This window comes from Mycolicibacterium sp. XJ662, from assembly GCF_053484035.1.
The window spans coordinates 185,404-210,151 of the sequence record NZ_JBEFTL010000008.1; the positions used below are offsets into that span (position 1 = coordinate 185,404).

The following is a 24,748-nucleotide window of genomic DNA, read 5'->3' on the forward strand; positions in this document are numbered from 1 at the left end:
CCACCGGCTTTCCGCCGAGCACCGAGGAGGCTGACGTGACGGCTCTGATCGAGAATCCCGGCATCGTGGTCGGCGTCGACGGATCGTCGACGTCGAAGGTGGCCATCGGCTGGGCGGCGCGGGAGGCGGCGCTGCGTGCCGTCGCGCTGACGTTGGTGAACGTGATCAACCCGATCATCACCACGTCCCCGCACGTTGCGCTGCCCGTCGACCTGCAACAGTGGCAACAGGAGATGGTCGGCCGCTATATAAAGGACGCGGTCGAGCTCGTCGAGGCCCACTCCACCGATCGCCGACCCGCCAAGGTCAACACGAGTGTGTTCTTCGGGTCCACTGTGCCCACCCTGGTCGAGATCTCCGAGGCCGCCGACATGCTCGTGGTCGGCAACCAGGGCCGTGGGGCGGTCAGCAGGTTGCTGCTCGGCTCCGTGACGTCGGGTCTGGTGAACCGTGCGCGTTGCCCGGTGGCCGTCATCCGCGATGAAGAATCGGCGACGCCGGACACCGCGACCGCACCGGTTCTGGTCGGCGTGGACGGATCCGCGGGCGCCGACTACGCCACCGACATCGCGTTCGAGGCGGCGTCGCTGCGGGCCGTAGACGTCGTGGCGCTCGAGGCGTGGAGTGACACCGTGATCGATCTGCCCGGGCTGGACTGGGAGACGGTGAAGGCCCACGAGGAGCAACGGCTGACCGATCACCTGGCAGCGTGGCGGGAGCGGTACCCCAACGTGACGGTGAGGCCGGTGGTGGTGCGCGATGAGCCGGCACGCCAACTCATCGAGCACGCTGAGTCCGCGCAGCTGGTGGTCGTCGGCAGCCGTGGCCGCGGCGGGTTCACCGGCATGCTGCTGGGCTCGGTCAGCTCGGCGGTGGTGCAGGCCGTGCATAAGCCGGTGATCGTCGCGCGCCCACGCTGACGGACCAATTGCCCTCGTTGTGTCGCGTAATTAACTCGGCCGACCATATGCTTGCGGAATCGACCGCCGGTCGAGTGAGGGGTGGGGCCGATGACCGGACGACGAACCGATGGCCCCAGCGCGATCGAGACCATCCTTCCGGGCCTGGTCGTCGGCCCAGGTTCGGCGAGAACATCTGCGGTGCACCGGCTTTCGGTACAGAATGTGCGCAAAGCGCTCCGGCTGGCCGGCATGCGCCCGCTGCCGCGCTTGACGCCGCGCGCACCGGTCGATCTGCGCGGAAAGCGCATCCTGCTGACGGGGGCGTCTTCGGGCATCGGTGAGGTGGCCGCCGAGAAGCTGGCGGCACACGGCGCCACCGTGATCCTCGTCGCGCGCCGTGAGGACCTCCTCGCCGACGTGGTCGCGAGGATCACCGCACGTGGTGGCGCGGCGATCGCGATGCCGGTGAACCTGGCCGATCTCGACGCCGTCGATCAACTGGCGCAACACGTCGGACCGGTCGACATCCTGATCAACAACGCCGGCCGGTCCATCCGCAGGCCACTGCTCGAATCGCTGGACCGATGGCATGACGTCGAGCGCACGATCGCGCTCAACTATTACGCGCCGCTTCGGCTGATCCGCGGGGTGGCGCCCGGAATGCTCGAACGCGGCGACGGGCACATCATCAACGTGTCGAGCTGGCGGGTGATGCCGGAGTCCTCGCCGCTGTTCGGTGTCTACAACGCGTCGAAAGCGGCGCTGAGCGCGGTGAGCCGGGTGATCGACAACGAGCTGGCAGAGCTGGGTATCTGCTCGACGACGATCTACTACCCGCTGGTCGCCACGCCGATGATCGCGCCCACCCGGGCGTACGACGGGCTGGCTGCGCTCAGCGCCGACGAGGCCGCGGAGTGGATGGTGGTGGCGGCGCGGGCACGCCCGGTGCGCATCACACCGCGTAAGACGTTGCCGCTGCGGGCTCTCGATATCGTGTCGCCGCGGCTGCTCAACGGCGTCATGAAGCGCTCGACGCCCCAGCTGGAAAAGACGGGCAGCGCCGACATTGGCCGGTAGCCCAACCGGGTACCGGACCGAAAACCTTGCTGCCGGAGCGGCTCTCACGACGGCGGCGTTCTTCTGCGTTGCGCTGGTGGGCATGCTCGCCAAGATTTCGGGCCAGTACACCTCGACCGGTGTCCTTCTGCTGTTCCAGAATGCGATCTGCCTGCTGGTGATGATCCCGGTGGTGTGGCGCGGCGGCTGGTCGTCGCTGCGAACCGACAAGGTCGGGCTGCACATCCTGCGGGCCGCTGCCGGCACCGGGTGTTGGTACGCACTGTTTTTCGCGATCATGGCGATCCCGTTGGCGAACGCGACGGTGCTGACCTACAGCGCCCCGCTGTGGATGCCGCTGATCGCCTGGGCGGTGACCCGGCAGCGGGTCGCAGCGCCCACCTGGTTCGGGGCAGCGGTCGGCTTCGGCGGGGTGATCCTTGTGCTGCAACCGCAGAACCAGGGTTTCGGTATCCCCGACTTGTCTGCGCTCACCGGGGCTTTGCTGCTGGCCGTGGCGATGATGTCGGTGCGATGGCTGGGCGCCACCGAACCGGTCACCAGGATTCTCTTCTACTATTTTCTGCTGTCGACGGTGATGACCATCCCGATCGCCGTCTTCGACTGGCAACCGATTCCCACGGGTGCGCTCCCAGGTTTGGTAGGTCTTGGTGTGGCGCAACTCTTCTCCCAGGTTCTCATCGTGGTGGCCTATCGCTACGCGTCGGCAGAGAAGGTGGGCCCGTTCATCTACTCGGTGATCGTGTTCTCCGCGCTGATCGACTGGATCGTCTGGCAGCAACCGCCGACGGCCTACATGTACGTGGGCATGGCGTTGGTGATCGGAGGCGGCTTGATCGCTGTACGGGCCAAAACCGAGGTGCCCCAGCCGGACACCGCCGCCGCTAAGGCTGCGTCAGCGCCCAGGTCATGAGCTGGGTGACGTGGTCGACCACCACATCGGGCGGGGTCTGATCGGCCAGCAGGTGCATCGTCACCGCACCGCGGATCGTGTTGAGCGTCAAATCGATATCGACGTCCGGTCGCGTGTCACCCCGACCGACGCCGGCATCGACGAGCGCCCTCAGTGACGTGCGCAACGGAGCTAGCAGGCCCTCGACCAGACCCGGCAGCGGAGTATCGGGGTCGGCATCGGTCATCAGCCCCGCGATACCGGCCCGCACATCGGCTCGACACGCGTAGTCGACGATGGCCCCGACAAACATCCGCAGATCCGCCCCCAGCGGCCCCGAATAGCTTGTCGGCCACTCGGGTGTGCCGAAACCGAACAGCGCTTCGGAGACCAACGACGCCTTGACCGCCCACCACCGGTAGACCAACTGCCGGGTGACGCCCGCGCGCTTGGCGACCTCGGAGAAGGTGAGCGCGGTGTAACCGCGTTCGTCGAGCAGTTCCCGGGTGGCGGACAGCACGGCCTCGTGCCGTTGGGGATCGCGGGGCCGGCCCGGGCCGGTGTTGGCAGCGCGGGTCAGCTCAACTCCTCGGCGACGGCGAAGTACTCGGTGTAGCGGGCGGTGCGTTCGCGGATCGCGTCGAGCGAGAGGCCGGTGGCCTCGAACGTGTACGGATGACCGTGGCCCTCGCGCACGTGGGTGCGCAGGAAGTTCGTCATGGCGTCCTCGACCTCGGCGCAGAACGTCCACCCGAACGAGGAGTAGACGGTCTTGGCGGCGCCGATCGGGTCGTTCATCAGCTCGGCGAACGCGACGTCGACCACCCGCTCCCCCGGCACGACGCCGGTGATCCGGGCGTCGGCGCTGCGCTCGAGCCCGCCGAGGATGAACTCGAAGAACTCGGCGGCCATCCTCGGCTGATCGATGTCGTCGGTGCCCAGCTTGCGCAGCGTGGCGAGCAGGCTCGTGGTCGACGCCATCACCTTGGCGGGGTCGCGGTGGGTCTGCACCAGCAGCGCCTGTGGGTATTCGGCCATCAGTTCGGGGAGCGTCCAGCAGTGAAACGGGGTTTTGATCAGCCAGCGGGTGCCGGGGGCTTCGCTGGCCAGCAGTTCGAGGAAGCGCCGGTGCCAGGTGTAGGAGCCGGCGACGTGTCCCTGCTCCTGCGCGGCGTACAGCAGCCACTGCAGGTATGAGGGCACCTGGTACTGGGTGGGGAAGATCGCGGAGACGAAGTGGCTTGCGGTGATGCGCACGCACTCCTGGGCCAGTTGGGCGCCGAGTTGATGCACGGCGCGGAACTCGGGGATGACGGTGTCGACGAGCTCGAATGTCGCCTCGGTCTGGGCGATTCGCGGGTCGGTCAGGTAGGTCTCGGTGCGCGGCGGCGGCAGCGGGTGGTCGACCTCCCACGTCTGCGGCACGCGGTGGTCGGGATCCTGTGCCAGCAGGTCGAAGAGCATGGTGGTGCCGGTGCGGGCCTGACCCATGATGACGATCGGCGGGGTGATGTCGCGCTCGCGGATCTCGGGGTGGCTGCGGTGGTGGTCGACGATACGCAACCGATTGACCAGGTACTGGCTGAGCTCACCCTGGATGACCAACTGCCCCATCTCATGCAGGTTCGCCTCGCGGGTGAGCGAGTCGACCAGCACGTCCAGCGCGGTGCGCCAGCCGTCGCCACCGAACAGGGCGTCGTCGCCGAAGTCGGTGAGACCCGTTGTGTCGATGGCGGATTCGATGAGCTCTTGGGATTTCATGCGGTGACCTCGGTGAGGTTGCGGACGGTGGTGGTGACGCGGGGTGGGTCGGGGTTGTCGAGCCAGCGCAGCACGATGAAGCCGCGGCGGCGTCCGCCGGTGTCGAGCCAGTTCGGCACACCGGGGTCGTGGCCGGCGAGGACGACGCGCACGGTGCCGTCGGCGCGGGGCTCAAATGAGGCCTGGGTGCCCGAACTGCGGGTGCGGAACGGCTCCAGGCACTCGTGCCAGACGTTCTCCAGGGTGATCGACCAGTAGCGGGTTTCGGGTGGTTCGATGTCGAGCTGCAGAGCCTGGCCGTCGGTCAGGTCGAACGCGCCGAGCATGTAGAGGTTGTCGGGGGTGGTGTTCTCCGAGCCCAGCGCCGCCGCCTGCGCCGTCACCAGTTTGTTGGGTTCGTCCAGCAGGTTCGGTAAGACGGTGCGGTGCAGCGTCATCAGCTTGTAGGCCGTCCACATGAACGCGCTCAGCTGGTCGGCGAGTGTTTCGTCGGTGAGCGCGGCGACGGGCTGTGCTGATTGGATCTGGGCGATCTCGTAGGTGGCGATCTGCTCGTTCTGGCGGTCGGAGACGTACTGCCGCACGACGATGGCCGAGGCGTCGTCGGGGATCGGCACCCAGTGTTCGCCGGTGCCGGGATCGGTTGGGGCGAGCACGAATTCGAAGGTACCGTCGGCGCCGACGGTCAGGTCGGTGTCCGAAACATACGCCGCTTGGCGGCGGGGTGTGAGGCCGGTGCCGGCCATCACCTGAAAACCCAGATAGGTCACCTTCTCCCGGCGGCCGCGGACCCGGTAGGAGCGGCCCGGGGTCAGCGCGCACAGGTCGTACTCGCCGTCGGGGTTCGGCCCGCCGACCTGCCGAAAAGGCGTCGCCATCGGGAAGAACCGCGGCGCCTCGGGATCGACGTCGAGCGACAGTTCGCTGCACAGGGCGATGATCCGTGCAAGCACGCGGTAGCCCTCCAGACGTTCGCGGTCACCGCGGGCGTCCTCGCGGACCACTTCCCCGAGGTCGCGAAACATGCCGAGCAGCGCGTCGAAGGCCTCGTCACTGCGTGGAGTTACCGACATGACACTCGATTCCGTCGACGGGCAAGCGGACGGCATTTAACATACAGAATGTTGCGTAATTGCGGAGGCGTTTGCGCCTTAAAGAGCCGATGCTGTGTGCAATGTGGCGATATCCTTGGCACGACAAAAGAAGGGGTCTTGGGTTGTCAAGTGGGGTAAGCGTATTCGGCAGGTGGATCGTCGTTGCAGTTTCAGTGGTGCTCGGCGCGGCCGCGTTGACGAGCGGTTGCAGCAGCGGTGAGAGCGGTGTGCGAAGTCAGAGCCAACAGCCAGACGGACAAGGGACGTCATCGTGCACTTCCGGTATGCGAGTGATCGGCGCCTTCGATCACGGCACAGCGTCGCCGGGTGGTGGCGCGCCACAGTACGGCAGCGACGGCGCCAGGTTCCTCGACGAGTGGGGTACCTCGAGCCCGTTGGTTTGCGCAGATATCACAGACCAGCAATTGGTCACGGCGGCGAACCAGATCGCCGAGCAGTTTCCGGAAATGTGCGCGATCGTGGGCCCGAGGAACTATCGCGATAACGCCGCCCTGCTCAGTCAGAAGCTACCTGCCGACCAGGTCGATGCGGCCGTCGAGGCCTTCAACGACGCCACCGCGGGAAATCCGGTTGGTAAGTACGTCGGGTCCGACGGCGGTTCGGGCCACGCCGTCTCCGCGGACGACCCAGACGTCCAAACCGATGAGTTCATCCGGACGGATATCGCTGAGCGAGCGGTGCAGAACGCGCTCATCGCGTTCTGCCCGTGAAAACCTGCAACGGTTGACCTCAGAGACGGTGCCGGACTGACGCGTGGCTCGTCAAGCTTTAGCGCACAAGCAGATTCGGGCAGCGGCGGCTGTGCCGACGAAGCAGCCGAGCAAGGTCCAGCCGGCCGATCCGGTCAGACCGCTCTTGGCCAGCAGCAGCAGCGCCACCCCGGCCGCGATCACCAGCACCCCCGCCGCCACGGATCGCGCGCCGGTACCCGAAACGGGTGCGTCCCACCACGGCAGCCGACGGTGCTCCAGCGGTGACAGCAGGCGGAACATCGCGAACATCACCACTGCGAACACCGCGGCCCGCAGCGCCAGGCGACCCCAAAACCCTGCTGCGTCAACGTCATAGGCATCGAGGCCGACGGCGTGCAGTGAGAACGCGGCGATCGCGATTGCGACGATGTGCCACAAATACAGCGTCATCGCTCCCCCGTTGCCGACGGCCACCACGTACCAGATGCGTGGCCGCTGTGTCCACCGCTGGATCGCGCCGGCGGCGGCGACGAATGCGCATGACATCCAGGTGCAGTGCAGGGCAAGAAGCAGGGTGGGCGGTGAGACGTTGGACAACCGCTCGGTTCCGGTGACGACGAGCGACACCTCGTAGGGGCCGACCATCGCCAGCGTGATCTGTGCGGCGAGCGCACCGACCGCGACCCCGAGCGCCGTCCGGGGCCCGATCAGCCGCCGGGCGTACGCGACGCCGATCGACACGGCGATGAGCCAGACGACGACGAAGTTGGCGACGCCGGCCATGGCGGTGCCGGTCGCGATGCGGATCGCGTCGTTGAGTGCGGCCAGGGCGACGAGCCCGGCGACGACGACGGCGGTGGCGCGGCCGCTGTCGAGGCGGGTCAGCAGCGGGACGAATGCCAGCACGACGAGGTAGACGCCGAGGAACCACAGCAGCGCGACGGATTCGCGGCCCAGATCGGCCGCGGACTCCGCACCGAGGGTCAGCCGCACGCCGAACAGGGCCGCCGACCACACCGCGAGATACCAGAACACCGGCCGGCACAGCCGTTGCGCCCGGGTGAACAGCCACGTGCCCCAGGCTCGTCCGGTGTGCCAGCCGTAAGCCCCCGCGGCGCCGCCGGCGAGAAAAAACAGCGGCATCACCTGCACCACCCAGGTGATCGGGGTCAGCGCCGGGATCTCGCCGAGGATGTTGCCGATCCGGACACCACCGCTGTCGATGGTGGCCAGCAGCAGCGCGCAGTGCCCGAAAATCACGACGAGGAGCGCGCCCAACCGGGCGACGTCGATGGCGCGGTCCCGGTCCGGCGGGGTTTCGGCGGCGAGCTTGTCGACGCGCGACAGATGCGTGGTCAGCGGCATGCGTTCAGAATGCCCGGAAACTCGGTCGGCGGTCATGAGTAGTACTACGTGCCGTCGAGCAACAGAAAGAAAATGGTCGGGCTGACAGGATTTGAACCTGCGACCACGTGACCCACAGTCGGACCTGGGGCGAATTAGTTTGTCGCGCATGCAAAGGCGGCACTATCCGCACATGCGTTGCGTCTACCTCAATTACCTTCGTTGCCCTGGCCGGCTTCTATCTGCGGCGGGCCGCTGCTGCGCTAGCCGTGCTGGCGTTGCGCAGGAGCCGAAAAGCGAGGTCGAGCACATTCTCTGGGGGCGGTCCGTCGGGGTTGGCCAGCCACGAGAACGTGAGGCCGTCGAAGAGCGCTGCGATGAGGCTTGCGGTGAGGTCGACGTCGAGTTCGGCTCCGCCTGCGTTGAGTTCATCGACTAGTGGAGCAACGTCGGAGCGAGCCATGTCGTGATAACTCTGATAGAGCTTTTGCGCCATGTCCTTCAGCTCGGGATTGCGCACGGCCATGGCGGTGAGTTCGTAGGCGCCGAGCTGGCGACCGGCCTCGTCCTCACGGATCTTCTGGAATGCTGCCTTCCAGTTAGCGGCCGGATCGTCGTTGACATCCGGTGGTGCGGCGGCAGTGGCGGCGTCGGCCATCACTGCGTAGAGCACGGCTTCGAGGAGTTCGGCCTTGCTGGCGAACCAGTAATGGAATATCCCCTGCGGCAGGTTCGCCTCCTCGGCGATACGGCGAGTCGTCAACGCCGCCACGCCGTCTCGTGCCATCACCCGGACCGCCGCCGCGACGAAGGCATCGCGCTTGCTCGTATCACGTCGCTCGGTGCTTCGCGCCGCAGAGCCGGTCATGACGGCTAGTCTGCCAGACCACCGAAACTGCTGGTCACGCATCCAGCGCCAACAGATGAGGACGCACATCACCTTTAGGTCACTTGACCTAGTCAGTTGACCTAGACATGATTGGGGTGTCGCGCGCCGCCGCTTCAAGCGCCGCGCCAGTCAGAAAGAAGGTCAACTACTGGGAACTGGCCCGCGCAGCCCGGGACGTGTGGACCGCCAAGACCTGGCGTCGGCGCGTCAATTACCTGCTCCAGCCGCCCGGCTGGGGCGAAACAACCGCGACCACCAACGGTCCCGATACCCACCCGCCGGTCATGCGTCACGGGAGTACCCCCACCTCGACCGCGATGATGCAGAAAGCGAGCTGACCCAGCATGTCCTCCTCGACGACCCCCACCAGCCCCCAGGGGCGCTTCGAAGCGATCTTCGACCCGGCCGTGCGCGCCGACCCGTACCCGGCGTTCCGCGCGGCCGCTCACGCCGCGCCGTTCGCGCTGCCCGAATTCAACATGGTCGTCTTCGGCAGCTACGCCGATTGCGACGAGATCCTGCGCCACCCCGACGGAGCCGTTGACCGCCGCAAATCCACCATGGTCCGCAACGCCATCGGCGACGGCGCCGACCCTGCGGACTTCGATACCCACAGCTTCCTGATCCTTGATCCGCCCGATCACACCCGGCTACGCAAACTGGTCCAAAAGGCGTTCTCCCCGCGCAGGATTCGCGAGCTGGAACCGGAGATCGCCACCATCGTCGATGATCTCCTGGGACGCGTCGCTGACACCGGCGATGTCGTCGTAGACCTCGCCTACCCGCTGCCGGTTATCGTGATCTGCCGGCTGCTGGGCGTCCCCGTCGAGGACGAACCGCGCTTCGGGCACGCGTCCAAGCTCATCGCCCAGGGCCTTGATGACTTTCTCCCGGCTGTCGGCGATCTCGACGAGGGCCGGCAAGAACGTCTTGACGCCGCCACGTGGATGTATGACTACCTTCGCGAACTGATCCACCAGCGTCGCAGCGCGCCGCGGGACGACCTGATGTCAGCCCTGGTCGCCGCCGAAGAATCCGGCGAGCACCTCACCGAGGACGAGATCGTGGCCACCTGCGAGCTGCTGTTCGTCGCCGGGCATGAAACCACGGTCAACCTCATCGCCAACGCCGCACTGGCCATGCTGACCCACCCCGGCCAGTGGAGCGCCGCCGCCGAGAACCCCGACCGGATGCCCGCTGTGGTCGAGGAAACGCTGCGCTGGGATCCACCGGTGCAACTGTCCGACCGCATCGCCGAGCGCGACATGATCATCGGCGACACCGTGGTGCCCGCCGGCGACTCCGCGGTACTGCTGCTGGGCGCCGCGCACCGCGACCCCGCCGAGTACGACCGCCCCGACGAATTCGACCCCGACCGGCCCGCGTTCCGCCATCTCGCCTTCGGCCACGGCGCACACTTCTGTCTCGGCGCACCCCTGGCCCGACTCGAAGCCGCCGCTGCCCTCACCGCACTGACCAGAAGGTTCCCGCACGCCCAGCTTGCCGGCGAGCCGACCTACCGGCCCAACGTCAGCCTGCGCGGTATGTCGCACCTTCCCGTCACCCTCACCGGAAAGCCCACTACCGCGTGAACGCCCCGCTCCACGTAGCCGCTGCACCGGTAAGAGCTGGGACGCGCGAATGGTCCGCACTCGGCGTCCTCATGCTCGCCACCGTGCTGCTCGCCATCGACGGCACCGTGCTCTACCTCGCCGTCCCGGCGCTGACCGCCGACATTGCCCCCACCGCCACCGAGATGCTGTGGATTGGTGACGTCTACTCCTTCGCCCTGGCCGGGCTCCTGGTCACGATGGGCAACCTCGCCGACCGCATCGGCCGCAAACGGCTCCTGCTTATCGGCAGCGTCGGATTCGGTCTGGCCTCCGCGCTGGCCGCGTTCTCGACCACACCCGAGATGTTGATCGCCGCGCGCGTGCTGCTCGGTGTCGCCGGCGCGACCATCATGCCTTCGACACTCTCGATCGCGCGCAACCTGTTCGAGGATCCCGTGCAGCGCACCACCGCGATCGCCGCCTGGACGGCCGGTGCTACCGGCGGCGCCGCGCTCGGCCCGCTTGTCGGCGGGTTCCTGCTGGAGCATTACTGGTGGGGCTCAGTGTTTCTCATCAACGTGCCGCTGATGGTCCTCGTCGTGGTCGCCGGCATCGTGCTCATCCCCGAATCGAGAAACCGTGACGGCACCCGCCTCGACCTGTACTCGGCGGCGCTGTCGGTCACCGCGATCGTGTCGATCGTCTTCGCCGTCAAACACGCTGTGGGCACTGGGCTGGACTGGACCGTACCCGCCACCATCGCGCTCGGCGTTGGTGCCGGGTGGGCGTTCCTATGCCGCCAACGCGCCCTGACCCAACCCCTCGTCGATGTCAGCCTGTTCCGCCTGCCCGCGTTCAGCGGCGCCGTCGCCGCCAACACCATCGCCATCTTCGCCTTCATCGGCGTCATGTTCTTCTTCTCCCAACACCTCCAACTCGTCATGGGCATGACCCCCTTCCAGGCCGGTCTGGCCGAGCTGCCCGCCACCATCGCCATCGTCGTCGTCGTCGGAATTGTCGGCTACCTGCTCACCCGCCTCGGCCGCGGCCGCGCCATCGCCGCCGGCCTCGGCCTCTCCGCCCTCGGACTGGTCGGCCTGGCCATCACCGAAGGATGGTCCACCTACTGGGGCATGGGCATCTCCCTGGCCGTCATCGGCCTGGGTGTCGGGGCCGCGATGACTCTCTCCACCGATGCCGTGGTCAGCGCAGCCCCCGCCGAACGTGCCGGAGCCGCCGCATCGATCTCCGAAACCGCCTACGAATTCGGTGTCGCCCTCGGCATCGCCGTCCTGGGCACCCTGCACACCATCATCTACCGCGCGAATTTGCGGCTCCCCGAACACATCAGCGCCCCCGACCGCGACGCCCTCCACGACTCCCTGGCCAGCGCCGCCTACCAGCTGAAGAACTCATCCGACCTCCTCGCAGAAGCCCAGCACGCCTTCACTTTTGGGGTCCAAGCTGTCTCCCTCATCGCCGCGGTCCTACTCGCCATCGCCGCCGCAGTCGCCATCAAAGTCATTCCCTCGGCCCCAGAAGCGACGCCATCAACACCGCACGTGTAGAACAACTCACTCTCGTGCTTTGAACTTTCTGCACTTCGAGGCGCGCGCCGCGTCTTAGCGTTGATGGGTGCCCACTTTGGTCCTGGATCGAGGTTCCGGGGTGATCGTCGCCGAGCGGACGCGCATCGACGGGTACGCCGCCAGATGCGGCTACCGGATGGTGCCTGCGATCTGGGACGGCGACGTGTGTTTCAAGCTCCTCGATGCGGGGCGTTGGGTTCGATTATTGCTCTTCAGAAAAGAGCAGGTCAAAGACCTTTTCTGTGTCGGGCTGACAGGATTTGAACCTGCGACCCCTACACCCCCAGTGTAGTGCGCTACCAAGCTGCGCCACAGCCCGCGACCGCCGCCGGGATCGCCGGCAGCGGTCAAAAGCCTACCGCAGGGCGCTGGGCTCTCCCCAACCCGGCTTCGCCGTCGTCGCCGTGTCCTCGGCCACTTCCGGCGCCTGCTCGTCGGGCACGAACCGCGGGGCGCGCGACGTCCGCCACGCGAACACCAGCGCCGTCGCCCACGCCACGGTGATCGTCGCGTACACACCCGTCGACCATGGCCATTCGATGCCGAAGTAGTGCACCAGCTTTTGGCTGTTAGTCAGCACGATCACGCCGCCGACCGCGCTGCCCAGCAGCGCGGGGCTGATCCTGCTGACCAACCAGGCCGCGAACGGCGCCGCGATCACCCCGCCGATCGCCAAACCCGCGACGATCGGCAGGTTGGAGATGAACTCGTCGCGCAGGCCGATCACGAAGCCCACCGACGCAGCAGCGGCCACCAGGAATTCCGATGCGCTGACCGAACCGATCACCGTGCGCGGCGCGGTCTTGCCCCGCGACAGCAGCGTGCTCGTCGTCACCGGGCCCCAACCGCCGCCGCCGGACGCGTCGATGAACCCGCCGAACAGCCCCAGCGGGCTGAGAAACCTCGCCCGGTGCGGGGTCTCGCCGTGCCGCAGCACCGGCGGGTTGCGCAACGAAAACCGCAGCACCACATAGGTTCCGATGGCCATCAGGATTGCGGCCATCAACGGGGCCGCGTGTTCGGTCGACAACGACGACAACACCGTGGCACCAAGGAAGGCTCCGACGGCCCCGGGCGCCCCGAGCTTCAACACGATCGACCAGTCGATGTTCTTGAACCGCCAGTGCGACAGTCCGGACGCCAGCGTGGTGCCGACCTCGGCGAGGTGCACCGCGGCGCTGGCCTGCGCGGCACCGACACCGCTGAGCACCAGCAGCGTGGAGGCGGTGACGCCGAACGCCATGCCGAGGGCACCGTCGACCAGCTGGGCGCCAACGCCGACGAGGGCGAAGATCAGAAGCGAACGCATAGGTTCGGCAGCTTTCGACTAAGAGGTCACGAGCAGGCGTGACCGGAGGGACTAGTGGGCGCGTCAGATGCGCGCGCAACACCACTCGTCGAAAGCCATCAGCCGCCGTGACGGCCAGAACGGCTCCAGCGCGCAGAGGGCCGACGGTGCAATGCGGAACTGGCGTTCAGCCACCTGTCTCCCTCTCGCGGTCGCGGATCAACGCAGCTTACCGAAGACGTCTACACAGTGAGCAATCGGTACAGCCCGATTGTTCCCACCACGACGATCACCGCCCGCAACGCGTTCGGCGACAGCCGCCGCCCGTAGTGCGAGCCGAGGTAGCCGCCGATCAGCGAGCCACCCGCGATCAACCCTGCCGCGGCCCAGCTGATCCGGTCGAACGCGACCAGCGTGTATGACGCCGCGGCGACGATGTTGACCACCAACGACAGCAGGTTCTTGGCCGCGTTCATCCGCTGCATGTCCTCGGGCAGCAGTGCGCCCATCGCCGCGATCAGCATGATGCCCTGCGCCGCGGTGAAGTAGCCGCCGTAGACGCCGATCGCGAACGTGGCGGCCACCAGCGCGACCATCCGCCCGGCGGAGACGTAGTCGGCCGAGCGCCCGGCCAACTCGGCCCGCCGTCGCACATATGCCTGAATCCGCGGGCCCACCACCACCAGCACCAGCGCCACTACCAGCAGCACCGGCACCACCTGCTCGAACACCGTCTCCGGCAGGTGCAGCAGCAGCCACGCGCCCAGCCCCGCGCCTACGAACGAGGCCGGCAGTTGCCACGCCAGCCGTTTGCCTTGGCCCCGCAACTCGCGCCGGTACCCCCAGGTGCCGGATGCAGCGCCCGCCACCAGCCCGACGGCGTTCGACATGGTCGCCGTCACCGGCGGATAGCCCAGCGTCACCAGGGTCGGGAACGTGATCAGCGTGCCGGAGCCGACGAGCGCGTTGATCGCACCGGCGCCGACGCCGGCCAAGGCGATCACGATCATGTTGACGACGGGCACCGGCCAACCCTAATCGAGCGGTTTCGGCGCGGTTATGGACGCGGACGGGCGATAAGCGCGCCGAAATCGCAAATTAGCGAGGACGGCCGCGCTTTTCCCGGACCCGCACGTTGATCCGGATGGGGCTGCCCTCGAACCCGAAGGTCTCCCGCAGCCGCCGCTCCAGGAACCGTCGGTAGCCGGCTTCGATGAAGCCGGTGGTGAACAACACGAACGTTGGTGGACGTGCGGTGGCCTGCGTGGCGAACAGGATGCGTGGCTGTTTGCCGCCGCGCACCGGCGGAGGATGGGCCGCAACGACTTCCTTGAAGAAGGTGTTCAGCCGTCCCGTCGGCACCCGGGTGTCCCACGACTCCAGCGAGCGTTCCAGCGCGGGCACCAGCTTCTGCACGGCCCGACCGGTTTTGGCTGAGATGTTGACCCGCGGCGCCCACTGCAGCTGCGCCAACTCCCGGTCGATCTCGCGCTCCAGCAGGTAGCGGCGGTCCTCGTCGACCAGGTCCCACTTGTTGAACGCCAACACCAGCGCCCGGCCCGCCTCGATGACCATCGACAGCACCCGCTGGTCTTGCTCGGTCAGCGGCTGCGACGCGTCGATCAACACGATCGCCACCTCGGCGGCGTCGATCGCGCCGTGCGTGCGCACCGACGCGTAGAACTCGTGTCCGCTGGCCTGGCCGACCTTGCGCCGCAGCCCCGCGGTGTCGATGAACCGCCAGAGCTTGCCGTCCATTTCGATCAACGAGTCGACGGGGTCGACCGTGGTGCCGGCGACGTCGTGCACCACCGACCGCTCGTCGCCGGCGAGCCGGTTCAGCAGCGAGCTCTTGCCGACGTTGGGCTTGCCGATCAACGCGACCCGACGCGGTCCCGTGCCGCTGGAGGCCAGTTCTGACACCGCGGGCAGCGCGTCGATGACCTCGTCGAGCAGATCGGCCACCCCGCGGCCGTGCATCGCGCTGACCATGTGTGGTTCGCCGAGGCCCAGCGACCACAGCTCGGCGGCGTCGGCTTCGCCTCGCTCGCTGTCAACTTTGTTGGCCGCCAAGAACACCGGCTTGCCGGAGCGTTGCAGCAACCGGGCCGCCGCCTCGTCGGCGGTCGTCGCGCCGACCACGGCGTCGACCACGAAGATGATCGCGTCGGCTGTGCGCATCGCCACCGACGCCTGCTCGGCCACCAGCTGTTGTAGCCCCTTGGCGTCGGGTTCCCAGCCGCCGGTGTCCTGCACCACGAACCGCCGGCCCGACCACAGCGCGTCGTAGGACACCCGGTCGCGGGTCACGCCGGGCACATCCTGCACGACGGCTTGGCGGCGGCCCAGGATCCGGTTCACCAACGTGGACTTGCCGACGTTGGGCCTACCGACGACGGCGACCACCGGCGGTGGCGCCGCGGCCTCCTCGACCGCCTCGGCGATATCGTCCGCGCCGACCTGCCAATCGCTTTCGTCGCTCCAGGTGCCGTCACCGGTCATGGCGTGGCCCCCGCACGGTCGCGGACAAGCTGCAGCAGACGCGCGACGACCTCGGGGGCCGACAGATCACTGGTGTCGACCACCACGGCGTCGTCGGCGGCCCGCAGCGGTGACACCGGGCGCGTGGAGTCCAAGTAGTCGCGCCGCTGCACATCGGCCAACACCGATTCGTAGTCGTCGGCCAAGCCGGCAGCCGCGTTCTGTGCGTTGCGCCGCCGCGCGCGTTCCTGCGCTGAGGCCGTCAGGAAGATCTTCAGGTCGGCGTCGGGCAGCACCACGGTGCCGATGTCGCGGCCCTCCACGACGATGCTGCCGGGGCCCGACGCCAGTTCGCGTTGCAGCCCCACGAGCCGGGCCCGCACCGCGGGCACCGCGGAGACCGCCGAGACCGCCTTGGTCACCGCGTCCCCGCGGATCTCGGCCGAAACATCCTCTGCGTCAAGGTAAGCCTTGTCCTCGTCGGGGTTGTATCCGACCGACAGCGGCACATCCCGGGTGACGGTCTCGATGGCCGGTGTGTCGTGCAGATCCACTCCGGCGCGCACCGCGGCCAGCGTCACGATCCGGTACATCGCCCCCGTGTCGAGATAGCGCGCCCCCAGGGCGCGCGCTAAATCCCTTGCCACCGTGGACTTTCCGGTCCCCGCGGGGCCGTCGATGGCGATCACCAGCGTCGCGCTCACAGTCCGACCGCCCTGTACAACTCACCGAGTTCCTTCTGGGTGAGCACCCGGATGCTGCCCGGCCGCTGATCCCCCAACGACACGCTGCCGATCTCGGTGCGCACCAGTTCCTCCACCGGATAGCCCACCGCCGCAAGCAGTCGACGCACGATCCGCTTACGTCCCTCGTGCAGGGTCAGCCGCACCAGCGTTCTGCCCGGCGCTTTGTCGACCACGGCGAAATCGTCCACGCTGGCGGGCCCGTCGTCCAGCTCGACACCGGAGCGCAGCGTGCGTCCCAACCCACGCGGCACGGAGCCCAGCACCGTGGCCAGATACGTCTTGGGCACCTCGTAGGACGGGTGCATCAGCCGGTGCGCCAGTTCACCCTCGTTGGTCAGCAACATCAACCCTTCGGTGTCGGCGTCGAGTCGCCCGACGTGAAAGAGCTTCTTGTTCCCGCGCACCCGGTGCTCGACCAGGTCGCCGACACACGGCCTGCCCCGATCGTCAGACATCGTCGAGTGCATCCCCTTGGGTTTGTTGATCGCCAGGTGCACCAGGGTGTCGTCCAGTTTGACCCGGGCGCCGTCGACGCGGATCACCGAAGCGTCCGGATCCACCCGCGTGCCCAACTCGGTAACCACCTGGTCGTCGACCTCGACGCGGCCGTCGAGAATCATCTTCTCGGCCACGCGGCGCGACGCAATTCCGGCCTGGGACAACACTTTCTGCAGCCGCACACCGTCAGGTTCAGCCATCCGAATCCTGGTCCACATCAAACGACATCGGCTGCTCGGGTGACGGAGCCCCGTTGAGCTTGCGGAACCGCGGCTCGTCGTGCAGCGATTCGCTCAGGTCGTCGATCACGTCGACGTCGGGAAGCAGCGGCGCGATGTCGGGCAGATCGGCCAGCGACGTCAAACCGAGGCGTTCCAGGAACAACTCGGTGGTCGCGAAGGTCACCGCACCCGAGTCCGGGTCGTTGCCGGCTTCGGTGATCAGGCCGCGCGCCACCAGCGTGCGAATCACGGCGTCGACGTTGACGCCGCGCACCGCGCTGACCCGCGCTCGGGTCACCGGTTGGCGGTAGGCGACCACCGCCAGCGTCTCCAGCGCGGCACGGGTCAGCTTCGAACGCGCCCCGTCGAGCAACAGCCGTTCGACGTAGGGGGCGTAGCGAGCCCGGGTGTACATCCGCCAGCCGCCGCCGGCCTCGCGCAGATCGATGCCGCTGTCGCGGGCGGTGAGCTCATCGGCCATCGATTGCAGCTTCTCGGCGACCCGGTCGGCGGGCTGTTCGGTGACGGCGGCCAGCTGCTCGACCGTGACCGGGGTGTCGACCACCAACAACAGCGCCTCCAACACCGCGTGCAGTTCGGAATCCTCCAACTCCGGCACGGTCGCGACGTCGATGCCGAGGTCGAGATCGGTCGCGGTTTCGGCGTCGTTGTCGTCAGTCATAGTGGTCCACTTCCGCCGCGAGGTGCTGCTCGGTCGGACGTTCTCCGGTCCACGAAATTTGGAGCACACCAAGCGGTTCTGGTTGTTCGAATGCTACTGCCCTGGCCCGGTACAGCTCGAGCAGCGCCAGGAACCGACCGACGATCTCGATCGGGGCCCCGCAGTCGGCCACCAGGTCGCGGAACGACGCCCACTGCCCCACCCCGCGGCGCTCCAGCAGCCCCATCAGGTTAGCGACCTGCTCGGGCACCGACACCGCCACCTGGTGCAGGTGCTCGGTGCCCACGGTGGGCACCGGCCGGGGCGTGAAGGCGGTCGCTGCGATCTGCGCGAAGCTGTCGGCGTCGACGCCCAGCATCACCTCGGGCAGCAGGTCCTGGTAGCGGTCCTCCAGCGCCACCGCCCGCGGATAGCTGCGCAGCGCGGCGGCCTCGAGTTCGGCGAACATCTCGGCGACGTGCTTGAACGCCCGGTACTGCAGCACCCGCGCGAACAGCAGGTCACGCACCTCGAGCAGTTCGAGGTCGTCTTCGTCGTGCACCTCGCCGGCGGGCAGCAGCCGGGCGGCCTTCAGATCGAGCAGCGTCGCGGCCACGACCAGAAACGCGGTGGTCTCGTCGAGTTCGAGCTGGCGGCCGATCGCCTTGGTGTAGGCGATGAAGTCGTCGGTCACCTGATGCAGCGCGACCTCGGTGACGTCGAGGCGGTGCGCGAAGATCAGCTGCAGCAGCAGGTCGAACGGGCCCTCGAAATTGCTCAGCCGGACCTGGAAACCCGACTGTTCGGATTGGTCCGGTTCGGTCTGGGCGTTCACGCGCCAAACCGGTCGATGACTTCGCGAGCCAACGACCGGTAGGCGATCGCACCACTGGATTTGGGTGCCCATGTGGTGATCGGCTCACCGGCCACGCTGGTCTCCGGGAAGCGCACCGTCCGGGTGATCACGGTGTCGAACACCAGGTCGCCGAACCGCTCCACAACTCTGGCCATCACTTCGCGGGAGTTTACGGTGCGGGGGTCATACCGGGTGATCAGGATGCCGCTGATCGACAGCTTGGGGTTGAGCCGGTCGCGCACCTTGTCGACGGTGTCGGTCAGCAGCGCCAGCCCGCGTAGCGAAAAGAACTCGCATTCGGTCGGGATGATCACCCCGTCGCTGCCGGCCAGACCGTTGACGGTGAGCAGGCCCAGCGACGGCTGGCAGTCAATCAGCACGTAGTCGTAGCGGTCCAGCACCGGGTACAGCGCCCTGGCCAGGGTCTGTTCGCGGCCCACCTCGTTGACCAGCTGGATCTCGGCGGCCGACAGGTCGATGTTGCTGGGCACCAGGTCCATGCCCTTGACCCGGGTGTTGACGATGACGTCGTCGATCGACACCCGCGGCTCGACGAGCAGGTTGTGCACGGTGTGTTCGAGCTCGTAGTGCGGAACTCCCAGACCCGCCGACAGGGCGCCTTGTGGATCCAGGTCCACCAGCAGCACCCGGCGGCCGTACTCGGCGAGGCTGGCGCCCAGGTTGATGGTCGACGTGGTCTTGCCGACGCCGCCCTTCTGGTTGCACATCGCGATGACCTTGGCCGGACCGTGCACGGACTTGGGTTTGGGCTCGGGGACCGGACGGGGCGGACGACCGGTCAGGCCCACCGCTTTTTCGCCGTCGTCGCTCATGCGCGACCACCCCTGGTCAGGCACAGCACCCGCATGGCGAACATCCGGGCAAGTTTAACGGGACAAGCGTCCCTGGTCAGGCAGACCCGCTGGGCACATGCGGGGCGATAGGGCCGCACCGAGGCATAAAGTGTCGCCATGGCGCTCAAGCAGAAACTGCCGTTCCTACGCTGGTCGGTATGGCGCTTCGCGATGGGCATGCCCGGTTTCGCGAAGACCGGCCAGATCGGCGACGGCCGCGAGCAGGCCTGCGCGGCGTACGTGGTGCGCCACGCGCGCCGCGGTGACGTCGAGCACGTGCTTGCCACCATCGACGAATTCGCCTATCAGAAGTCGATGCTGATGAACGTCGGCGAGGAAAAGGGCGCCCTGCTCGATGACGCCGTCCGCCGCGCCGACCCCGGTCTGGTGCTCGAACTCGGCACCTACTGCGGGTACGGCGCGCTGCGCCTGGCGCGCGCGGCGCCGTCGGCCAAGGTGTTCTCCGTCGAGTTCTCCGCGGCCAACGCCGAAGTGGCGCGGCGCATCTGGGCGCACGCCGGCGTCGACGACCGGGTCACCTGCGTGGTGGGAACGCTCGGTGACGGCGGCAAGACCCTCGATGCGCTGGCCGACGACCACGGTTTCGCGGCGGGCACGCTGGACGTGATGTTCATCGACCACGACAAACGCGCGTACCTCTCCGATCTGCAGAGCGTGCTCGACCGTGGCTGGCTGCATCCCGGGTCGGTCGTCGTCGCCGACAACGTCCTGGTCCCCGGCGCACCGAAGTACCGGGCGTACATGCGGGAACAGCAGGGCAAGCTGTGGCGCACCATCGAGCACAAGACCCACGTCGAGTACCAGTCGATGCTGCCCGACCTGGTGCTGGAGTCGGAGTACCTGGGCGGCTAGCGGGCCCGCGGATGGGCGCCTGCCCACACTTCGCGCAGCGCGGTGACGGTCACCATGGTGTAGATCTGCGTCGTCGTGACCGACGCGTGGCCGAGCAGTTCCTGCACGACGCGCACGTCGGCGCCGCCGTCGAGTAGATGCGTGGCGAACGAGTGCCGCAGCACGTGCGGCGATACGGCGGCGGTGATGCCGGCCCGTTCGGCTGAGTCCTGCAGCACCTGCCATGCGCTTTGGCGCGACAGCCGTCCGCCGCGGGCGTTGAGGAAGATCGCCGCGTTGCCGCGGCCGCGACGCGCCAGATCGGGCCTGCCCCGCACGAAGTACGCGTCCAGCGCGGTGACCGCGGGTCGGCCGATCGGCACCAGCCGGTGTTTACCGCCCTTGCCGCGCAGCAACACCGACCGGGCCTGGGTGTCGACGTCGTCGACGTCGAGGCCGACGGCCTCGGAGATGCGGGCGCCGGTCGAGTAGAGCACCTCGAGCAGCGCCCGGTTACGCAAAGTCAGCGGCCCGTCGGCCTCGCTGTCACCGCCTGCGGCCTCCAGCAGCGCCAGCACCTCGTCGATCGTCAGGCTTTTGGGCAGGCGCCGGCTCGGCGTCGGCGGTTTGACGGCGCAGGCCACGTCGTTCTCGGTGAGCCCCTCGGCGGTGGCGAACCGGTGCAGGCCGCGTACGGCGATCAACGCGCGCGCCGCCGACACCGCCGAAAGGGCGACCGTTCCGGCCTCGGGATCGCCGCGACGCAGCGCGACCAGGAAATCGCTGACGTCGGTTTCGGACACCTTGGCCAGGTCGTCGATGTCGCGGCCGGTCAGGTGTTCGGTGTAGCGCCGCAGGTCGCGGCGGTAGGAGCTCAACGTGTTGGCCGCGACGCCGCGCTCGATGGTCAGGTGGTCGAGGTAGCCCTGCACCTGGTCGTCGAGCGCCGTGCGAAAAGTGGTCACAACATGCCTTTGCGGCGCGCGAACGCGGTCGAACGGTCTGTCCATGGCGTGTCGACGGGCCGCAGCGACGACAGGTCCCCCGTCGCGTGTGCGGCCAGAATTCCGCCTACCGCAATGGAATTGACGACCTCACCGAACAGCACCATCTGTACCGCCTGCTCGAGCGGAAACCACTGCAGCTTGAGGTCGGCTTCCTCGTCGTGGGCTTCGGGCCTGCCGACGTCGGTCAGCCCCGTGGCCAGATACATGCGCACGCTCTCGTCGGATGTTCCCGGCGCCGAGTCGAGGTCGACGAGCGTGTGCCATGTCGTTGCGGCCAGACCGGTTTCTTCCTTCAGTTCGCGCGCGGCGGTGATGTGCGGCGGCTCGCCGCCGACGTCGAGCAGGCCTGCCGGAAGCTCCCACAGCCGGCGGCCGAACGGGTGGCGGTACTGGTAGACCAGCATGACGTTGCGCTCGTCGTCCAGCGCGAGCACCGCGACCGCGCCGTAGTGTTCGACGACTTCGCGTCGCGCGGTGTGACCGCCCGGCATCCGCACCTCGTCGGCACGCAGGGCGAAGATCTTTCCGACGTAGAGGGTCTCGGAGTCGACGGTCTCGAAGTCGTGCTCAGCCACGGACTTGCGACTTTTGCAGTTCGGGCTCTGTCAGCAGTTGCCCGATCTCCTCGGGATGCTCGGATCCGTTCGCGTGCTCCGGGATGTCCATGCCCGGAAGCCGTTCCTCTGCCTTGTAGTTCAGCGCCGCCCGCACGAACTCGACGAACAGCGGATGCGGCCGGGTGGGCCTGCTCTTGAGCTCGGGATGGGCCTGGGTGCCGACGATGAACGGGTGAATATCGCGGTCGTACTCGACGAACTCCACCAGGTGGCCGTCCGGCGAGGTTCCGGAGAACCGCAGCCCGCTTTCGGCGATGCGGTCGCGGTAGGCGTTGTTGACTTCGTAGCGGTGCCGGTGACGCTCGGACACCTCGGTGGCTTCGTAGGCCTGCGCCACAATCGAATCCGGTTCGAGCACGGCCGGATAGGCACCTAGCCGCATGGTTCCACCGAGGTCGGCCGCACCCGAGACCGCGTCGCGCTGGTCGGCCATCGTGGAGATCACCGGATCGGGTGTCTTGGGGTCGAACTCGGCGGAGTTGGCCTCGGTGAGCCCGACCGAGCGCGCCGCCTCGATGACGATGCACTGCAAGCCGAGGCACAACCCGAGCACCGGCAACTTGCGTTTGCGGGCGTAGCTGATGGCGCCGATCTTGCCTTCGATACCGCGGATACCGAACCCGCCGGGGATCAGCACCGCGTGCACGTCGTCGAGTGCCGCCGCGACCCCGTTCTCGGATTCGCAGTCATCAGAGGCCACCCAGCGCAACTCGATCTTCGCGCGGTGCTTGAAGCCACCGGCCCGCAGCGCCTCCGTCACCGAAAGGTAAGCGTCGGAAAGGTCGATGTACTTGCCCACCAACGCGATCCGCACGGTCTCGTGGGGCTCGTGGACACGCTGCAGCAGATCGTTCCACTGCGTCCAGTCCACGTCACGGAACGCCAGGTTCAACCGGCGCACCACGTAGGCGTCGAGTTCCTCGCGGTGCAGCACCCTGGGGATGTCATAGATCGATGGTGCGTCGGGCGTGGAGATCACCCCGTCCACGTCGACGTCGCACATCAGCGCGATCTTGTTCTTCAACGGTTCGGGCACATCGCGGTCGCAGCGCAGGATCAACGCGTCCGGGGTGATACCGATGCTGCGCAGCGCGGCCACCGAGTGCTGCGTCGGCTTGGTCTTGAGCTCACCCGACGGCGCCATGAACGGCACCAGCGAGCAGTGCAGAAAGAAGCAGTTCTCCCGACCGACCTCGTGGCGGACCTGCCGGGCGGCCTCCAGGAACGGAAGCGACTCGATATCGCCGACCGTGCCGCCGATTTCGGTGATCACCACATCGGGCCGATGTCCGTCGGCGTCGGGTTCGGCCATCGCCACGATGCGCCGCTTGATCTCGTCGGTGATGTGCGGAATGACCTGGACCGTGTCACCGAGGTACTCGCCGCGGCGCTCCTTGGCGATGACCGTCGAATACACCTGTCCCGTCGTGACATTGGCCGAGCCGGTCAGATCGCGGTCCAGGAACCGCTCGTAGTGCCCGACGTCGAGGTCGGTTTCGGCGCCGTCCTCGGTGACGAACACCTCACCGTGCTGGAACGGGTTCATGGTGCCGGGGTCGACGTTGAGGTACGGGTCGAGCTTCTGCATCGTGACGTGCAGACCCCTGGCGGTGAGCAGTTGGCCGAGGCTCGACGCCGTCAGGCCCTTGCCGAGGGACGAAACGACCCCGCCAGTGACGAAGAGATGCTTGGTGGCGGTTTGCGGGTGCTTGCGTAACGCTGGCAAGAGCAACCTCCGTGACGACGGGCAGGGCTTACTTTTCTAGGCCGTTCCTAGAGCTTGGGGCCTGCCAGCCCACGGAACCCCACCCTAACACCGAGGGCGACACCGCGTCGGGGACGCGCCGGAGGCCTGAGCGTCGGGGACGCGCCGGGGGCCTGAGCGTCGGGGACGCGCCGAGGGCCGTTACTGCGGCACGGTGACCGACGTCGCGCCCGTGCCGATGCCGTACTGACCGGGCCGGGCGCCGTTGGCGAGGTCGCTGAGCGCCAGCACCGAGGTGATCCGGCCGGCCTCGACGTCGATGTCGTCGACGGTGGTGACCGCCGAGTTCAGCCCGGCGTCCGAGCGCGCCACCCCGACGGCCGCGGTGCCCGACGCGGAGCCGTCGCGGCCCGCGAGGACGGTGCCGGAACCGTGCGGCGCCAACCCGGCCGCAAACCGTGCAACGGTGGGTCCGCGGTTACCGGCGTCCTCGCCGAGCGCGCCGCCGGTGACGACCAGCGCGGTGTTGGCCGAGCCGATCCGTTGGTCGCCGTAGGTGATGAAACCGGTGTCGCGCAGCGTCGCCAGCACGGTGTCGCGCTGCATATCGTCGACCGGCGAGACCTTCGGGTCTCGGTTGATCAGCAACGTGATGCCCAACAGGTCGCCGGCCTGCGACCCCTGGTCCACCGAGGACGTGTTCAACTGCTTGCCTGCGGGCACAATCGGCGAGTTCACCACCGACAGCAGTTTCTCCGACGAGTTCGCGGTGACGAATTCCTGGGTCAGCGCGATGGTTCCGGTGACCGTTCCGCCTGCCTGTCCGATCAACCGGGTCAGCGCGTCGACGTCACCGTCGGTGGCGTCGGGCGTGCGGAACAGCACCACCGACTTGTCCCTCATCGTGTCGCGAAGGATCCGCGGAGACATCTGCGCATCGAATTCATCGGCCGCGCTGAGCTTTTCGTTGAGCGCGTTCTTGTCGGTGTTCAGCGTGTCGATCTGGTGCTGCAGGTCGCGTTTGTCGCTCTGCAGACCGGACAGCACCGTGTTGGACAGCAGACCGGATCCCAACGCGACGCCGATCGCCAAGGCGAGGAAGACAGCGGCAAGTGAGATCGCGTGTGTGCGTAGGGATATCACACGCT

The 24,748-nt window shown here is 67.6% G+C and carries 25 protein-coding genes and 1 tRNA gene; 8 read left to right on the forward strand and 18 right to left on the reverse strand.

Translation table 11 applies throughout. The features are described 5' to 3' along the window. Positions 1–35: 35 nt before the first annotated feature. The 3 genes from ABQE93_RS20340 to ABQE93_RS20350 all read left to right on the forward strand — a co-directional run bounded on the left by ABQE93_RS20340 (position 36) and on the right by ABQE93_RS20350 (position 2,892). Positions 36–920, forward strand: coding sequence for a universal stress protein (locus ABQE93_RS20340; RefSeq protein ID WP_448409804.1), 885 nt, complete (start codon positions 36–38; stop codon positions 918–920). A gap of 180 nt (positions 921–1,100) precedes the next feature. Next, entirely contained in the window at positions 1,101–1,979 is an 879-nt protein-coding gene (locus ABQE93_RS20345) for an SDR family oxidoreductase (protein WP_448410052.1), read from the forward strand. Further along, complete coding sequence (locus ABQE93_RS20350; protein WP_448409802.1) at positions 1,969–2,892, forward strand: DMT family transporter; 924 nt, start codon at positions 1,969–1,971, stop codon at positions 2,890–2,892. Before ABQE93_RS20345 ends, ABQE93_RS20350 begins: the two co-directional genes overlap by 11 nt. On the opposite strand, the gene ABQE93_RS20355 is transcribed toward ABQE93_RS20350, so the two are convergent. Genes ABQE93_RS20355 through ABQE93_RS20365 form a run of 3 tightly spaced genes read right to left on the reverse strand, consistent with a single transcriptional unit; the run spans position 2,864 to position 5,705 of the window. Beyond that, positions 2,864–3,391 (reverse strand): TetR/AcrR family transcriptional regulator, encoded by a 528-nt coding sequence (locus ABQE93_RS20355; RefSeq protein ID WP_448409800.1) that lies wholly within the window; start codon positions 3,389–3,391, stop codon positions 2,864–2,866. The genes ABQE93_RS20350 and ABQE93_RS20355 overlap by 29 nt on opposite strands. Before the next feature lie 56 nt (positions 3,392–3,447). Then, entirely contained in the window at positions 3,448–4,632 is a 1,185-nt protein-coding gene (locus tag ABQE93_RS20360) for a sulfotransferase family protein (protein ID WP_448409799.1), read from the reverse strand. Further along, a complete protein-coding gene (locus tag ABQE93_RS20365; RefSeq protein WP_448409797.1) occupies positions 4,629–5,705 on the reverse strand; it encodes a DUF1214 domain-containing protein in 1,077 nt (358 codons plus the stop codon). The genes ABQE93_RS20360 and ABQE93_RS20365 overlap by 4 nt, the downstream gene beginning before the upstream one ends. A 305-nt stretch (positions 5,706–6,010) precedes the next feature. Between ABQE93_RS20365 and ABQE93_RS20370 the strand changes: the two genes are divergently transcribed. Then, positions 6,011–6,457 (forward strand): hypothetical protein, encoded by a 447-nt coding sequence (locus ABQE93_RS20370; protein ID WP_448409795.1) that lies wholly within the window; start codon positions 6,011–6,013, stop codon positions 6,455–6,457. A 51-nt stretch (positions 6,458–6,508) separates the two neighbouring features. Here ABQE93_RS20370 and ABQE93_RS20375 read toward each other — a convergent pair whose 3' ends face one another. Continuing rightward, a complete protein-coding gene (locus ABQE93_RS20375) occupies positions 6,509–7,804 on the reverse strand; it encodes an acyltransferase family protein (protein ID WP_448409794.1) in 1,296 nt (431 codons plus the stop codon). Positions 7,805–8,021: 217 nt separating this feature from the next. Further along, positions 8,022–8,651 (reverse strand): TetR/AcrR family transcriptional regulator, encoded by a 630-nt coding sequence (locus ABQE93_RS20380; RefSeq protein ID WP_448409793.1) that lies wholly within the window; start codon positions 8,649–8,651, stop codon positions 8,022–8,024. A 116-nt stretch (positions 8,652–8,767) separates the two neighbouring features. Between ABQE93_RS20380 and ABQE93_RS20385 the strand changes: the two genes are divergently transcribed. From ABQE93_RS20385 to ABQE93_RS20395, 3 genes are all read left to right on the forward strand, one after another. Next, positions 8,768–9,010, forward strand: coding sequence for a hypothetical protein (locus ABQE93_RS20385; RefSeq protein WP_448409791.1), 243 nt, complete (start codon positions 8,768–8,770; stop codon positions 9,008–9,010). Between the two features lie 6 nt (positions 9,011–9,016). Then, positions 9,017–10,264 (forward strand): cytochrome P450, encoded by a 1,248-nt coding sequence (locus ABQE93_RS20390; RefSeq protein ID WP_448409790.1) that lies wholly within the window; start codon positions 9,017–9,019, stop codon positions 10,262–10,264. Between the two features lie 71 nt (positions 10,265–10,335). Continuing rightward, the gene (locus ABQE93_RS20395; protein WP_448409789.1) at positions 10,336–11,793 is read left to right on the forward strand and encodes an MFS transporter; all 1,458 of its coding nucleotides are present in this window, start codon (positions 10,336–10,338) and stop codon (positions 11,791–11,793) included. A 266-nt stretch (positions 11,794–12,059) separates the two neighbouring features. Here ABQE93_RS20395 and ABQE93_RS20400 read toward each other — a convergent pair. From ABQE93_RS20400 to ABQE93_RS20440, 9 genes are all read right to left on the reverse strand, one after another. After that, positions 12,060–12,133, reverse strand: a tRNA-Pro gene (locus ABQE93_RS20400). A 36-nt stretch (positions 12,134–12,169) separates the two neighbouring features. Next, entirely contained in the window at positions 12,170–13,123 is a 954-nt protein-coding gene (locus ABQE93_RS20405; protein WP_448409788.1) for a sulfite exporter TauE/SafE family protein, read from the reverse strand. A gap of 221 nt (positions 13,124–13,344) precedes the next feature. Continuing rightward, positions 13,345–14,112 carry a sulfite exporter TauE/SafE family protein gene (locus tag ABQE93_RS20410; RefSeq protein ID WP_448410050.1) on the reverse strand — a complete coding sequence of 256 codons (768 nt, stop codon included), beginning with the start codon at positions 14,110–14,112 and terminating at the stop codon, positions 13,345–13,347. Positions 14,113–14,200: 88 nt separating this feature from the next. Beyond that, positions 14,201–15,604 (reverse strand): ribosome biogenesis GTPase Der, encoded by a 1,404-nt coding sequence (gene der, locus ABQE93_RS20415; protein ID WP_448409787.1) that lies wholly within the window; start codon positions 15,602–15,604, stop codon positions 14,201–14,203. Continuing rightward, positions 15,601–16,287, reverse strand: coding sequence for a (d)CMP kinase (cmk, locus tag ABQE93_RS20420; protein WP_448409786.1), 687 nt, complete (start codon positions 16,285–16,287; stop codon positions 15,601–15,603). Before cmk ends, der begins: the two co-directional genes overlap by 4 nt. Continuing rightward, entirely contained in the window at positions 16,284–17,027 is a 744-nt protein-coding gene (locus tag ABQE93_RS20425; RefSeq protein WP_448409785.1) for a pseudouridine synthase, read from the reverse strand. Before ABQE93_RS20425 ends, cmk begins: the two co-directional genes overlap by 4 nt. Next, positions 17,020–17,730, reverse strand: coding sequence for an SMC-Scp complex subunit ScpB (scpB, locus tag ABQE93_RS20430; protein WP_448409784.1), 711 nt, complete (start codon positions 17,728–17,730; stop codon positions 17,020–17,022). Before scpB ends, ABQE93_RS20425 begins: the two co-directional genes overlap by 8 nt. Next, a complete protein-coding gene (locus ABQE93_RS20435; RefSeq protein WP_448409782.1) occupies positions 17,723–18,616 on the reverse strand; it encodes a segregation/condensation protein A in 894 nt (297 codons plus the stop codon). Before ABQE93_RS20435 ends, scpB begins: the two co-directional genes overlap by 8 nt. Next, positions 18,541–19,398 carry a ParA family protein gene (locus ABQE93_RS20440; protein ID WP_448409780.1) on the reverse strand — a complete coding sequence of 286 codons (858 nt, stop codon included), beginning with the start codon at positions 19,396–19,398 and terminating at the stop codon, positions 18,541–18,543. The genes ABQE93_RS20435 and ABQE93_RS20440 overlap by 76 nt, the downstream gene beginning before the upstream one ends. Positions 19,399–19,536: 138 nt before the next feature. Here ABQE93_RS20440 and ABQE93_RS20445 point away from each other — a divergent pair, with 138 nt between their 5' ends. After that, the gene (locus ABQE93_RS20445; protein ID WP_448409779.1) at positions 19,537–20,292 is read left to right on the forward strand and encodes an O-methyltransferase; all 756 of its coding nucleotides are present in this window, start codon (positions 19,537–19,539) and stop codon (positions 20,290–20,292) included. Here the strand turns inward: ABQE93_RS20445 and xerD are convergent. From xerD to ABQE93_RS20465, 4 genes are all read right to left on the reverse strand, one after another. Then, positions 20,289–21,236 carry a site-specific tyrosine recombinase XerD gene (gene xerD, locus ABQE93_RS20450; RefSeq protein ID WP_448412443.1) on the reverse strand — a complete coding sequence of 316 codons (948 nt, stop codon included), beginning with the start codon at positions 21,234–21,236 and terminating at the stop codon, positions 20,289–20,291. The two genes, ABQE93_RS20445 and xerD, sit on opposite strands and share 4 nt — an antisense overlap. After that, a complete protein-coding gene (locus ABQE93_RS20455; RefSeq protein WP_448409776.1) occupies positions 21,233–21,853 on the reverse strand; it encodes an NUDIX domain-containing protein in 621 nt (206 codons plus the stop codon). Before ABQE93_RS20455 ends, xerD begins: the two co-directional genes overlap by 4 nt. Beyond that, a complete protein-coding gene (locus ABQE93_RS20460) occupies positions 21,846–23,621 on the reverse strand; it encodes a CTP synthase (RefSeq protein WP_448409774.1) in 1,776 nt (591 codons plus the stop codon). The genes ABQE93_RS20455 and ABQE93_RS20460 overlap by 8 nt, the downstream gene beginning before the upstream one ends. Positions 23,622–23,801: 180 nt before the next feature. Continuing rightward, positions 23,802–24,743 carry a copper transporter gene (locus ABQE93_RS20465; RefSeq protein ID WP_448409773.1) on the reverse strand — a complete coding sequence of 314 codons (942 nt, stop codon included), beginning with the start codon at positions 24,741–24,743 and terminating at the stop codon, positions 23,802–23,804. Positions 24,744–24,748 lie beyond the last annotated feature (5 nt).